This is a genomic window from Deltaproteobacteria bacterium PRO3 (assembly GCA_030263375.1).
Taxonomy (GTDB): domain Bacteria; phylum UBA10199; class UBA10199; order DSSB01; family DSSB01; genus DSSB01.
In genome coordinates this window covers 1-13,542 of record SZOV01000010.1, presented here as the reverse complement: position 1 = coordinate 13,542, position 13,542 = coordinate 1, and the positions used below count along the sequence as shown (strand labels likewise).

The 13,542-nt window shown below is 62.7% G+C and carries 8 protein-coding genes; 5 read left to right on the top strand and 3 right to left on the bottom strand.

All coding sequences use genetic code 11. The features are described from left to right. Nucleotides 1-5: 5 nt before the first annotated feature. The 3 genes from hisD to mgtE all read left to right on the top strand — a co-directional run bounded on the left by hisD (nt 6) and on the right by mgtE (nt 3,282). Nucleotides 6-1,292: a histidinol dehydrogenase gene (gene hisD / locus FBR05_03335; GenBank protein ID MDL1871218.1), complete on the top strand. Its 1,287-nt coding sequence runs from the start codon at nt 6-8 to the stop codon at nt 1,290-1,292. Between the two features lie 164 nt (nt 1,293-1,456). Further along, complete coding sequence (locus tag FBR05_03330; protein ID MDL1871217.1) at nt 1,457-1,915, top strand: hypothetical protein; 459 nt, start codon at nt 1,457-1,459, stop codon at nt 1,913-1,915. Then, a complete protein-coding gene (gene mgtE / locus FBR05_03325; protein ID MDL1871216.1) occupies nt 1,912-3,282 on the top strand; it encodes a magnesium transporter in 1,371 nt (456 codons plus the stop codon). The genes FBR05_03330 and mgtE overlap by 4 nt, the downstream gene beginning before the upstream one ends. A gap of 7 nt (nt 3,283-3,289) precedes the next feature. On the opposite strand, the gene FBR05_03320 is transcribed toward mgtE, so the two are convergent. After that, nucleotides 3,290-4,693, bottom strand: a complete 1,404-nt coding sequence (locus FBR05_03320) for a hypothetical protein (GenBank protein ID MDL1871215.1) — start codon at nt 4,691-4,693, stop codon at nt 3,290-3,292. Between the two features lie 477 nt (nt 4,694-5,170). Here FBR05_03320 and FBR05_03315 point away from each other — a divergent pair, with 477 nt between their 5' ends. Continuing rightward, on the top strand, nt 5,171-5,422 hold the full coding sequence (locus tag FBR05_03315; GenBank protein ID MDL1871214.1) for a hypothetical protein: 252 nt from the start codon (nt 5,171-5,173) through the stop codon (nt 5,420-5,422). A gap of 59 nt (nt 5,423-5,481) precedes the next feature. Beyond that, complete coding sequence (locus FBR05_03310) at nt 5,482-6,855, top strand: hypothetical protein (protein MDL1871213.1); 1,374 nt, start codon at nt 5,482-5,484, stop codon at nt 6,853-6,855. Nucleotides 6,856-6,939: 84 nt separating this feature from the next. Here the strand turns inward: FBR05_03310 and FBR05_03305 are convergent, their stop codons facing one another. After that, nucleotides 6,940-7,950 (bottom strand): hypothetical protein, encoded by a 1,011-nt coding sequence (locus FBR05_03305; GenBank protein ID MDL1871212.1) that lies wholly within the window; start codon nt 7,948-7,950, stop codon nt 6,940-6,942. 40 nt (nt 7,951-7,990) lie between these two features. Beyond that, nucleotides 7,991-9,916: a hypothetical protein gene (locus tag FBR05_03300; protein ID MDL1871211.1), complete on the bottom strand. Its 1,926-nt coding sequence runs from the start codon at nt 9,914-9,916 to the stop codon at nt 7,991-7,993. Between the last annotated feature and the right edge of the window lie 3,626 nt (nt 9,917-13,542).

Here is a 13,542-nt window from a genome sequence, read left to right as displayed (position 1 = left end):
CTCGTATGAAAACCCTTCGCTCTTCGGACCGGAATTTCCGCTACGAATTCGAAAAAATCCTGAAACGCGGCGAGGACTTGACCAAGGAGGTCGAGCGCGAGGTCGATTCCATCCTCGAAGAGGTCAAGCTCCGGGGCGATAAAGCTGTACAAAAATATACGCTGAAGCACGACCGCTTCGACCTCGAGCCGACCAAGTTCGCCGTCCCGAAGGCCGACATCAAAAAGGCCTACAAGGCCGTGCCCAAGGCCGACCTCGAGGCCCTGCAGCTGGCCGCCCAGCGCATCAAGGCCTATCACGAAAAGCAAAAGTTCACCGGTTTCGAGATCAACGCCGAGGGCATCTCGGTCGGGCAACGCGTCTCGCCTCTCTCCCGCGTCGGGGTCTACGTCCCGGGCGGCAAGGCCGCCTACCCCTCTTCCGTCTTGATGAACGCCATCCCCGCCAAGGTCGCGGGGGTCGAGACCGTCATCATGGTCACACCCTTCGTCGAGGGCAACGGCCACCCGGCCGTCCTGGTCGCGGCCGACTTGGCCGGCGTCGACACGGTCTACAAGATCGGCGGGGCCCAGGCCGTCGCCGCCATGGCCTACGGCACGGGGATGATCAAGCGGGTCGACAAGATCGTCGGCCCCGGCAACGCCTACGTCGCCCAGGCCAAGCGCCAGGTCTACGGCCTGGTCGACATCGACATGATCGCGGGTCCCTCCGAGATCCTGATCATCGCCGACGAGAACGCCGACCCCGCCTGGATCGCGGCCGACCTGCTCAGCCAGGCCGAGCACGACGAGAACGCCTCGGCCATCCTCATCACCTTCAATTCCAACTACGCCCACCGCGTCGAAGGCGAGATCCGGCGCCAGCTGCGCGCGCTCAACCGCCGCAAGATCGCCGAGGCCTCGATCAAGAACAAGGCCTTCATCATCGTCGCCAAAAATTTCGCCGAAGCGGCCGAGCTCGCCAACGAGATCGCCCCCGAGCACCTCCAGCTCGCGATCAAGGACCCCAAGCCCGGCCTGAGCGCCATCCGCAACGCGGGCGCCATCTTCCTGGGCTATCATACCCCCGAGGCCTGCGGCGACTACATCGCCGGCCCCAGCCACGTGCTTCCGACCGCGGGCAGCGCGCGTTTCAGCTCGCCCCTGGGCGTGCAGGACTTCCTCAAGACCAGCAGCGTGATCAGCTTCGACGCAAAGGCCCTCAACAAGTACGGCGACGCGATCGTCCGCCTGGCGGAGATGGAAGGCCTGAGCGGCCACGCGCAGAGCGTGCGGCTGCGGCTGAAGAAATAAAATCTGACTAGCACCGTTGAATTCGTTCGATGCTTGGCGGTATCCTAGCTGCGTCATGAAACCAGAAGTCCGAAAACAGGTCGGCAAATCCAACCCTTCCCAAGTGCTGCGGCGGTTGACGGCCTTGAATGAATTGATGAAAAAAATTTCAAATCCCGTGCCGCGTGAAAAAAACCTCAAACCCATTCGAAGAATTGTTGGTCGGGCTCGTTGACGCAGGCGTAACGTTCGTCACCGTCGGCGGTATCGCCTGCGCTTTCAACGGGTATGTGCGGGCCACCGAGGATGTCGACGTCCTGGTGAAACGCAATCCGGAGAACATTCGCAAACTGCTGCAATTCCTTTCGAGCTACGGCGAAGGCTACGGTGCGGAGCTGCAAGATGCCGACTTTTCCGAAGAAGAAGGCGCCGTCCGGGTTATCGAAGAATTTCCGATCGACATCTTCGTGTTGATGTCCGGCAGGCGTTTCGAAGACTTCGAGTCCCAAATCAAAACCATCGAATTGGAAGGCCGCCTAATTCCCTACCTGTCCCGAGAGGCCCTCATCGCGCTGAAAGCGGATTCTTTACGCGAAAAAGACAAGATGGACGTCGTTCAACTAAAGGCATTGAAGTCGCCATGATCCCACGTTCGTTTTTTCTACAACTGATCGACAAGGAATTCGGCGAATTCGAAGAATTCCTCAAGCAGTCGACCGACGACGAGATCCGCCAGTTCTTGGGCGAGCTGCACCCCGCCGACATCGCCGACATCGTCGAGCGCCTCGACGAGCAGGACCGCGGCCGCATCATGGCCCTGCTCAGCGAGGAGCGGGCGGCGGAAGTCCTACCGCTGATCGAGGAATACCACAAGCCCGAGGTCCTCGACGCCATCCCCGAGACCACGCTGACCAAGATCGTCCTGCACATGGACAGCGACGACGTCACCGACATCCTCGAGGACCTGCCCAAGGAGGAGGCCGAGGAGATCCTCGACTCGCTGCCTCAGAAGGAATCCGACGAGGTCCGCCAGCTGATGAGCTACCCGCCCGACACGGCGGGCGGCCTGATGCAGACCGAGCTGGTCGCGGTCAGCCCCGACGCGACGCTGGGCCAGGCGATCCACCTGATCCGCGAGAAATATTCGAAGGTCGGCGACATCATCAACCTCTACGTCGTCAACGAGCAGGGGCTCTTGATCGGCATGGTCCCGCTGCGCACCCTGATCTTGGAGGAGGCCGGCAAGAAGGTCTCGGAGGTGATGGCGCGCGACGTGATCAGCGCCTTGGTCGACATGGACCAAGAGCAGGTCGCCGAGCTGTTCCGCAAGTACGATTTCATCAGCCTGCCGGTCGTCGACCAGCAGGGCAAGCTGCTCGGTCGCATCCTGGTCGACGACATCGTCGACGTCATCCAGGAAGAAGCCAGCGAGGACATGTACCGCCTGGCCGGCGTCGACAAGGAAGAGCACGTCGACGACACCCCGCTGCGCTCGATCCGCCTGCGCCTGCCCTGGCTCAGCTTCAACCTGGTCACCGCGATCGCGGCCGCGACGGTGGTGAGCTTCTTCCAGGGCACCATCCAGAAGGTCGTCGCCCTGGCCGTCTTCATGCCCATCGTCGCCGGGATGGGCGGCAACGCCGGCACCCAATCGCTCACCGTCATCACCCGCGGCATCGCCTTGGGCGAGCTGACCTTCTCCAACGCCAAACGCGTCCTGCTCAAGGAGCTGATCGGGGGGCTGACCAACGGCATCGTGCTCGGCGGGCTGATGGCGCTGCTCGCCTATCTCTACAAGGGCAATCCCATGCTCGGGGTGGTGCTGGGCTTGGCGATGATCTGCAACATGTTCATGGCCGCCCTGGCGGGGACCTCGATCCCGCTCCTCCTCAAGTGGGCGCGGGTCGACCCCGCCCTTGCGAGCGGGGTCATCGTGACCACCTTCACCGATGTCACCGGCTTCTTCTGTTTCCTCGGCCTCGCGACCCTCTTCCTACATTACCTAACTTGAGCGCGCTTTATTCCACGATCAAGACCTCGGTGTCGCCGTCGTTGCCGACGTAGGCGACGAGGCCGTCTTTCAGGTAAGGGTGATAACCGGGGTCGAGCGGAACGCCCTTCAGGTCCACCACCGCGCTGTCCGCGGCGTCGCCGCTTCCGGCGTGAAACCAGAGCTCGGTGCCTTCCACCCACAGGACCTGCCTCAGGTCGATTTGGAGCGAATCGAACTTCTTGGGGGCGACGGTCGCGCTAAGCTTGCGGCGCGTCCCGCTCGCGATGTCGTACATCCAGACGTGGTGCTCGGCGCCATCGATCTGGTGCCAAACGACGCTCTCGCCGTCGGTGCGCGGGTTGCGGTCGAGCCGCGCCGGACCGTCGGAGGTCAGCGGGATGACCGCCGGCGGATCCTGTGTCAGGTCGACCAGTGTGACGTCGCCGCCCGAGGCGTAGACCGCGCGCTGGCGGCGGAAGTCGAAGTCGGGGAAGGCGGGCAGCCCGGCGGCGATCGGCAAGTGGGTCTGCCCGTCGAAGTGGACCAGCTCGCTGTCCGCGGCGCCGCGCCGCTCGTAGACCGCCTCGCAGCCGCTGCCGATCGGCGTGTAGGTCTCGCCCGCGCTCAGGATCTCGGTCAGGCCCGCGGCGGTGAATCGTTGGATGTCGTTGGCGCCGCCGCCCTCGCGGAAGAAGTAGCAGCCGTCGGCGATGCTCCCCTCCTCCTGCTGGCGGTCGCCGAGGTCCTGCGGCGCGCGGCCGTTCGCGCTGACGTGGGTGTCCTGGAGGCCGACCCGGTAGCTGAGCAGCACCTCGCCCTCCGCCGCCGCGGAGCCGAGGGCCATGAAGTCGACGTCCCCCGAGAGGAAATCGACCAGGTCGACGCTCGTGTCGTCGCCGGCCGGGTCGCGACGGTCGTGCAGGAGGACCTCAGTGTCAAGATTGCCGTCGATGCGCTGCCACAGGACCTTGCCCCGGGAGGTCATCGGCCAAGAATTATTCATTCCCCAATGATCCTCGTCGGCGTTGTCGGTCAGGCGCCGGACCGAGCCTTGATGTTCCGGCGGCAGGATTTTCACGAGACAGGCCTCGCTGGTCAGACCCCCGGCCGTCGCGGTCACCCGGGCCTCGCCGGGATAGAGGGCGACCAAGTTCCCCTGGGCGTCCACCGAGGCGAGGCGCGGGCGATCGCTTTGGAAGGCGTCGGGGTTCACGGCGACGGCCTTGCCGGCGGCCGGGTTTCCCTCCACCGCGAGGGCGATCTTGTCTCCGGGTTGCAAGGCTTGCTGCGGACAGTTGGCGATGGCGAGGGACTCTAGGTCCAGGGGGGCGCCCGGGTCGCCGCTGCCTCCGGCGCCGCCGCAGGCGACGACTCCCAGCAGGATGAGCGCATTTAAGAAGGAAGTAAGGCGGGCTTGGCGAAGTTTCATGGGGCCTCCTAAGGTTGATTCCCCATGGGTAAAGCAAAAGGTCGGCCAACCGGAAAATATAAGTTTTATTAAGTGGTTAGCCGTCTAGAAACCTGTTTTTGAACGAAAAACTCTCATGTAAAATTCAAAAAAATATCTATTTTTCAAAATCAATGGGGCCAAAGACCTGGACTGTGGGAAGGATCAGCGACCAGCTTCTTTTAGAATAGCCGCAAAATAATGAGAAGTAATTTATGTCATAAAAAATTAATAATATTCCACAAATTATAGAACATTTTATTTAAGGAATTTCAAATGTTTATAATAAAAATGTAAATATTTTTTAATTATTAAACATAATTGTCATTTTTATTTGGTGCCGACTTAAAACAAACTTCCAAGAAAATATAAATAAAAACATTAGGTTATAATGTAAAATCCTGAGCCGGTCCCACTGGCACTCCCCTTGCTTTATCTAAAGTCCGAAGGGAGGACGCTATGGAATCAAGACCCGAATCGATCCAAGAACTCTTTACTAAAGTCCAACAACAATTGAACCTAACCATCCAAAGCCAAAATACCCAGGCTGCGAAGCTGGCCCTGAGGAAGGCGGAAGAGGTTATGGGTAAGATCGAGTGCCTGATTCTTAAAGATCCGGAGGTGAACGAGGAGCATATCCGTCGCGTGGTCGCCTACACCCGCGGCCCGGTATGGCAGCAAGCTCGCAAACGCGCGGCCTCGTTGAATTAATTTCCAGGTTCCCGGATTGCCCTCACTTCGGATAAAATTCTAATTATTAAGGAAAACCTATGGCTTCCATTAAAGACACGCAAAGCAGCCCCCCTCCCGCTCCCGGGAGCGATCCCCGCAGGTACGATGAAAATTCTCCATACGCGGACAGGTATGGCAACAGCGCCCCGGCCGAATCTCCCCATACGGAGTCCCCCTATTCAGAATTTGAAGGAGAATACGAATTCGGCATGGAGGAGGAATTTTCGATCGGTTCGACCGAGATTCCCACGGGCGACGCCTTCGCCGACGCCGCCGACGTCACCAGCCAGCAGATCTCCGATCTCATGCAAGACATCGAGAGCGGTAAGGTGAAGCCCGTCGACAGCGAGCTATCCTCGGAGCAATGCGTTGCCATACTCAAGCAAGCCCTCCAGAATGAGAACGCCAAACAAGAAACCCGTGCGGCCGAGGAATTCATGCAAGTTTTGGAGGCCGTGGGAGGCCAGGAAGGGATCGCCGAGGCCAAGGCTGCCCAGGAGGCTCGAGAAAAGGCGGAAGCCTTCCTCAAACAATTGGAACAGGATCTCGCCAAGGACGCCTTTTTAAGTGACGCGCAACGCGACAAAGCCAAGCAAAAGATCGCGTCGGTTCGTAAAGAACTTGAAGAAGATCCGACCCTGAATGTTGAAGTCGAGCTCGAGACCGTTACCAAGCTGGTCAAGGAACATGTGGATAAGGCCGAGGCCATTGCAGCCGAAAGCGCCCGTGGGGCGGCCAAGGCGTCGGACATCGCTTTCATCGTCAACGGCGAGGTCAGCACCGATAAAAACTATTGGAGTGGCGATCAGCGGGGTCTCCTCCATGCCTTCCCCGTGATCGGCAATGCCGTAAATATCTTCAGCGAGGAAGGCGCCCCCACCACAGGAATGATCAACGGCGGCCGTGAAATTCAAAACTTGGATCTGGCAATGCAGGGTAAAACCGGCCTCGAAAACAGCCAGGTCCCCGGACAAGTCGTGGAGATTCTTTATGACACTAACCTCAGCGCGGAGGACCAGATCAACGCCATCAAAACGGCGATTGGTTCCTTGCCCAAGGCCTCGCAGGCCTGGGTCTTGGGCCGCGTGGTGAAGGAAATCCAGGCCCAGGATCCGCAAAAGCTTGATTTTCTCGGCGAGTACATGCCCGAAGTCCTTAGTTATCTGAAGGAAGAAATCAATTACGGAAAGACCCAGATTGAATCGGGCGGTTTAGAGACCAAGGGAACTCGCTTCACCGGATCGGGATACGCGCGTTACGACACGGATACTCATTGGTATACCAACGATTGGAGCGACGTTAATTTGCCCTTCGCCGAGATGACGCTGGGCATGGCGGACGCGCTGCGCGCCATCGACGACGCCGCGGCCTCGGCTGCGAAAACCAAGGAAGAAAACAACACCGAACTCTAATCGAGCATCGCTTCCTGTCGTCTACGGTAGCCGCGGTTTTCTAACCGCCTCGGATGAACCCCATAACGGGGTCTGGGTGTCGGTCTAGACATCGCCGGCAAGCTCTTCCAGGCCATACTTCCGAAGAAGCCGATTCAAGCGAGATCCCTCCTCGGGATAACGCCTTAAAAAATCCCCCACGAAGACGCCGAAATCCTCCTGCAACCCCGAGGCGCGCATCGCCGCGAAGATCTTGTTCAGTCGGCAGTAAGAGGCGTCGTTCAGGACCACCGTCGTCATCTTCGTGTCTTTGTAGGGGACCTCGCTTTTGACGTAATCGGTGAGGACCGCGGCGATGACGTACTCGTTGGAGAGTCGCGCCGCGAAACTCTTTTCGAACCAGGCATCGGGCAAGTCGGCGGACGAGCCCAACTGGTGCGAGGAACGAAAATCCAAGTTGGAGACGGCCCCCGCAAAGCCCTCCGACCAGGCGGCGCCGGGATTGGTCTCGGACTCCCAGTGTCTCCGGGCCCGATCGTCGTGCCCTTCGTGCCCGCGGTAGGGCGGGAGTTTCCCGCCGTAGAGCTGGTACATCAGGGAGTGGCCCAGCTCGTGGTAGAGCGTCCCGAGGTCCATGCCTCGGATGCCGGTCGAGTCGGTATTCATGGGCGAAAGGGTGTCCACGACGTGGATTTCCGGGCGGCGGCCCCGCCGGAAAAATCCGGCATGATCGTCGCCGACGCGCTTTTCGAAAACGACCCGGACCTTCTCGTCCCCCCCTAATTCGCGCAGGGTATCCAGCAGGAAATTCAAACCCGGCGGCGGATCCCGCAGGTAGGGGAGGAAAAACGAGGCGAGCTGGTAAGTCGCCTGCCGTCCCATCAGCTGCGCGCCGCGCCGGACCCTGGCGCTGCCGACGCCGTTGGCGATGCGCAGCTCGAAGCGCTTCAGGTCGTCCACATTGAAGTAGGCGTCGCCGCAGTCCCGGCGCAATTTTTTTGGATAGGCCTCGAGATCCTTGACGGGAAAACTCTCGAAGAAGGCGGCGCACTTGGAGAGATCCTCGCGATCCGGTTCGGATCGTCTCGCGCTGTCTTTAAACCGAAGAGGGGTCATGACGCTGCTCCCGTAAGAATCTCAGTGGGACAAAAGGGCCTCAGTCTTCAAGGTTATCCCACTTCTCCGACAGGATGGACCACAACTCGGTGTAAATTTCCTGAGGCCCATGGCTGATCCAGTCGTCGGGGAAGATGTGAAAGGTTTGGCCGTTGACGGTGATGTCGTTGGCGTATTTCCGGTTATTATCGCCGCCTCCGGTCCTATCATCGCCGCTGACATTCAATTCCGGATACAAGCGTTTGAAAACTTCCACCATGTAATCGCGCAAAGCGGCGGTGGTTTCCCAACTGGGGTTGTTTTTCCAGTTTTGCAGTTTTTCCGAGAGGTCTCCGTCTCTTTCGTAGAGCAGTTCCCAAATCTCCGGGGAGGGCGGGAATGCGAGATTGGACAAATCAACCCCCTTTTCTTCCGCCCACGTCACGATCTCCTCGGCCGTCATCTTTTCGTCGTTCGATTTATCCAGGAGATCGGCCAAACGCTCGGCGTTGTCATAGGAATCTTGATCTTCCGGCGCCACGGGAATCTCTTCGCCTTCGACCGGCTTCAAGCGGAAGCCTTCGCCGATCTCGTAGGCGAAGCCGTCGAGGAAGAGGGTCCGCGCCGTCAAGGCCTCGTCGGCCTCCATGCCCTCGGGGAAGGTCCCTTCGGCATCGACGCCCGAACCGTAGAGGGCGCCCAGCAAGGTCGCGAGGCGCTGCTTCACCTGCTGCCAGGCGTGCGCGTCCTCGGGATTCGACTTCGCCCTGTCCCAGGCCTGCTTCAAGGTCTCGTCGGAATTCTTCAGCGCGTCCAAGAGGGCCTGCGAGGGCGGCTTCACGCCAGACTTGATCTCGCTCAAGAGCGAATCGGGAATATTCAGGGAACCGTAGTCCTCCGGAGCGACACCCATCGCATCGAGCAGGTCGATCAACTGCGGGGGCCAGTCGGCGCTGTCCACCGCCTCGGTGTCCTCCGCGGTGGTCCCGTTCAGGCCGATGTTCTCCCAGCCCGCGGGCACGCCGTCGCTGCCGGAATTGGAGCCGCTCGTGCGCTTCGGGGCGCCGCCGCCCGGCGCGGCGAGGCCGCCGATCGTCCCGCGGCCGCCGTCCTTGAAGGTCACGTTCGGCGCGTGGGCGTTGATGTTGAGGTAGAAGCCCTCGGGGACGGTGAACACCGTCTTCTCGCCGTCCAAGTCGGTGACGGTCACGCGGTAGCCTCCGTCGCTCAGGCGCTCGACCAGGACCTCGTCCGAATTCTTCACGGAGATATTCGCGTTGGAATAGACGACGTGGTTCCTGATGCCGCCGAAGGGAGGCTCGAAGTCCAGCGTCTGCCCCGCGACGCCGTCGTAGGTCGCGGTGTCGCCGTCGATCTCGGCGCCCTCGGGGATGCCGCCGCCCTGGCCCGTCGCGCCCTCGACGAACTCGCCGACCTCCGCGCGACCGCTCAGGTCGTTGACGTGCTTGGCGCCCGGGGTGTTGATTTTCAAACTCTCGATCTCCTCCGGGTCGTGAAGGAAATAGACGCTGGTCTTGCCGGTGGCCTGATCGGTCATGACGACCTTGAGGACGGTCTCGGGCGGCTGGAAGCGGGTGTCCTGGGTCTCTTCCACGGTGACGTCGACCGAGGTCGAGGCGACGTCCAAGGTGATGTCGGTGCTCCAGATGTCCATCGGGCGCTCCTCGCCGATGAAGCCGATCTGGGTCGTCTCCTGGGTGTAGACCAGGTTGTCCATGGCCCCGGGCTGGCCGCCGAAGGGGTCGGCGGCAGTCTCGGCCGCGGGTAACGAACCTTGACCGGCGGCCATCGGATCCCAGGCCTGGGGGGCGCCGTAGCCAAGCTGGCCGGCGGCCCATTGCATCTGGTCCACAAAACTCTGCCAGGCTGCCGGGTCGGGCTGGGTCTCTTGACCGGAGAGCACGGCATTATAGTAGGCCGTGGCCTCCTCGTACCAAGCGACGAGCTCAGCGTTCCCCGCGCCCACGGCCTGATTTTTTGTATTAAGTTGGGAATAATAATTCCCGAACGGATGGTTCTTGGACTGAACTCCGAAATTTTTCGAATTTTGAGAAATAGACGTCATGTGCCGACCCTCCTTAAAAGCCGCAATGGCGTCTTTTCTAGATTGCCAGTTTCTTGCCAGACCCTAACGCAGGAGGTAAAATTGCAAATTATTGAATTTATTTGTTTTTATTTTTCAATCCCGGAGGGCAGCCGCAGCGGGGGGCGAAAATCGGAAATTTTATGAAGTGCCTCGAGTGGACTTAGGGCTCCACCCACAGGGCGTCCCCCGCCTCCCCAAGCCGGAGGACGAGGGCCTGACTCAGGTCCAGGGGTTGGAAGGCCAAGGCCCCCAGGGCGATCCTTTGCCCGGGGTGGAGGAGGAAGGGAAGCTCGGGGGGCAGCTTCATCCAACGCCCCTGATGTTCCACATAGAAGCCGTGCCTCGCCTCGGAGGGGGTCCTCGGGGCGGAGGGAGGCAGGGCCTCCACCTCCAGCCTACCGCCGGCGCGCTTCCTCAAGATGAGGTGGCGACGCCGGACGACCGGATCGGCAAGAGAGAGAAATTCCGCCTCCATTCCGGCCGGCGCCGGGCCACGGCCCAGGACGCGGACCTGCCCCTCCGGGGCCTCGGGAGTAAAGAGGGGGATCGGACCGCTCAGCGGTGCGGGGGGCGAAGAAATCGTCTCGCCTGCTTCCGAGGCCAGGATCTCTCCCGCGATCGCGTCGGGACGATCGACGGCGGTTTCCTTCACCTCGGCCTCCGGCTCCGCTGCTCGCGGCAGCTCGCTCGTTTTCTCGCCCCCCTCCAAGAGGCGAAAGACGCTCTGCCCCAGCATCAGTTTGTCTCCTGGCCGAAGCTCCCGGCGCTCCCCGGCCGGCACATCCTGCAGGGCGCCCCGCGCCGAGACTCTGGTCAGGGTGTTGCCGCTCGAAATATTTTCCACCCACATCCGACCCGCGGCGTCCCGCCCGATCCTTGCGTGACGGCGGGACATCGCGCGATCCTCCTGCAGGCGCTCGCTGCCCAGCGCCTCGGGGGCTCGACCCAAGAGCCATTCGCCCCGCAGCCCTTGAAAATCCAAGAGGTAGTCCCTCGGAGCGAGCGTCACCCACCGAGGCGCCGGCAAGGGGTCAGGCCCGCTCGGCGATTCCGGACGCGACACCGGCTTGAGCCGCCAATCCCACTGCGGCACCCAGACATAGCGGCCGCCCTCCCGGACATCGAAACCCAAGGCCCGCGCCTCGGCGAGGCTGAGAGAAAAGATCAGCCGGCGGGCCTGGGGCCCATGCCCCGATTTGGCCCGAACCCAATCGGCGAGCGTCGCATGGACCTCGAAGGTCAAGCGCAGCTCCTCGGCGCGGCGCAGATCCCCGCTCACCCATTCCGTCCGGATCAGTCGGGCCAACATGTCATCCACCATGGCCTCACGATCCGAATGGGGTCTCAGTCGGTAGTCCAGTCCTCGTCCCAGGTCCCTCAGCGTTAATGAAGAGGTGGACTCGGAAGCCCCGCTGCCGCCGGAGACGCCGGGCAGGAAGCCGACGCGCGCGCCCAGCGCGATGGACTCGCCCTCCGCCTCGAAGCTCAGCGGCTCCGCCTCGCGGCGCAAGCGCAGGGGAGCGGAGCTGAAAAAGAACAGCCGCGGCGGCAAGGCGGGATCGCCCGTTCGGGGCGCGCTGGGCGCGGTCAGGCGCTCAAGGACCAAATAACTGCGGCCTTGCTGCTTCCCGTAACCGGTCACCCGCCACTCGCCAAAACGGGCGCGGGCCTGGGGCCCCGCCTCGGTGACGAGATGCATCGGAAGCTCGGACGGAAAGATCGGACGGTCCGCCGCGTCGCGCAGGCTGCCGGTCAGGCTCGCCCCGCGCCCGGCCAGGGGACCGCCCAGCCGCAGCTCGCGATAACCCGACTGGATCGGCCGAAGCCCCATTTCGCCCCAGGCCTCCTGCAGGCGCGCGATGCGGTCCCAAGCGGCGAGGGTTTCCAAAGCATCGAGCAGCTCGACGCGGGCCGCGTCGTGGGCGCAGATCTCGGGCCGCAGGCCCAAGGCGAGCAACTCGTCGCGAACCTGGACCTCGCCCAAGGCGACAAGGGCCATGGAGACCTCGAAGCGCTCTTCCAGTCGCAGCTCCGGATGGGCCAAGAGGTCCCAAAGGCGACGCGCGCCGCCGGCCAGGCGGTGTTCGCGGATCAGGCGCACCTGGTCCATGGGCGCCAAGTCGAGATGGTCGAACCAGGCCTCGAGGCGTTCCGGCGGCGCCCCGCGCAGCAGGCCGCGGCAGACCTGCGTCAAAAAATCCAGGCCGGCGGCCTCGGCGCGGACCCGCAGCGCCGCGACATCCGCGGCATCGAGCGCCGGAATCCCGCGCGCCTCGCCGAGCTCGCGCAGGTGGTCGGCCAGGATCTTGGGCCGCAAGCCCTCGGCCAGCTCCGCGAGGCCGAAAAGATCCTCCGCCTGATCGCGCGGGTAGTGCGTCAAGCCCCGCGTCAAGGCGTAGAGCGCGCCCCGCCAGGCGCGGGCGGGCGCCTGTTTCGGGCCGAGCAGGACCGCGAGCCCCTCACCCAAGCCGCGCCAGCGGCCGATAGTCTCTTCGCGCGGAGCCAAGGACTTCGATTCGGGCAAGGCCTTGGGCGCGCCCTCGTCTGTCTCCAGGAAAATCTTGCGCCGCAGCCAACGCAGGCCGCGCGTCAGGGGCGCGTCGGGGCCGAAGATCATGAAGGGCATCGAGAAGGAGGAGGGATCGATCCCCTCGTCCTCGCTTTCCCTCGCGCGGCGCCGCTCCAGGACGTAGAACTCCTTGCCGAGTCGCAGCGAATCGAGGGTGCCCGCCTCCAGCCGGAAAGACAGGAGCTCCGGCGCCGCCTCGCTGCGCGAGGAGACCACCTCGAAACCCATGCGCCGGCCTCGGACCTCGACCAGGCGCAGCCGGATCAAGCCGTCGATAGGCTTCGACGCCGGATAGAGATAGGCGTCGCCGACGTCCTCCAACACCCCGCTCCACGGCGCCTCCGGCAACGCGGCGAGGGCCTGGGGCTGGCCCGCGGCGGCCAAGGCCAAGAGCGCCGCGTGGGCGGCGGGACGAGACTCCGACTCGCGCGCGAGGCGCAGCGCGACGGCCGGCGAATAGTCGCCGAGGAAATTCAAATCTTCCACGTTGCCGTCCCGCAGCCAGCCCAAGTATTTGGCCCAGATCTCCGATTCCGCCACGAGCAGCGGCTCGGGCAGGGCCTCCGGCGCGGCCTCCAGGTCTTTCAGGTAGTGGCGGGCGTTCGGGGCCGTCGAGCGCGCGAGCAGCGCGCGGCGCAGGAAGTCGGGGCTCATGTCGTTCAAATAGGGCCAGAACTCCCGCTTCACCGTCTCGCGCCAGGGATCGGGATCGCCGAGCAGCCGCGGGATGGCCGCGGCGAGCAGGGGCTCCTCGCCCCGCTCCAGGCGCTCCAGGGCGTCCAGGGCCGCGGCGTTCTCCGTTTGAACCAGCTTAAAAAACAAGGCCGCCGCCTCGGGGGTCATTCCCTCGAAGTAGCGCAGGGTCTCGAGGATCGGGTAGAGCGGGGCCGCCTTCGCCGCGGCCGCGGCGGGGAGATTGCCTTCCTCGGCGAGCAAG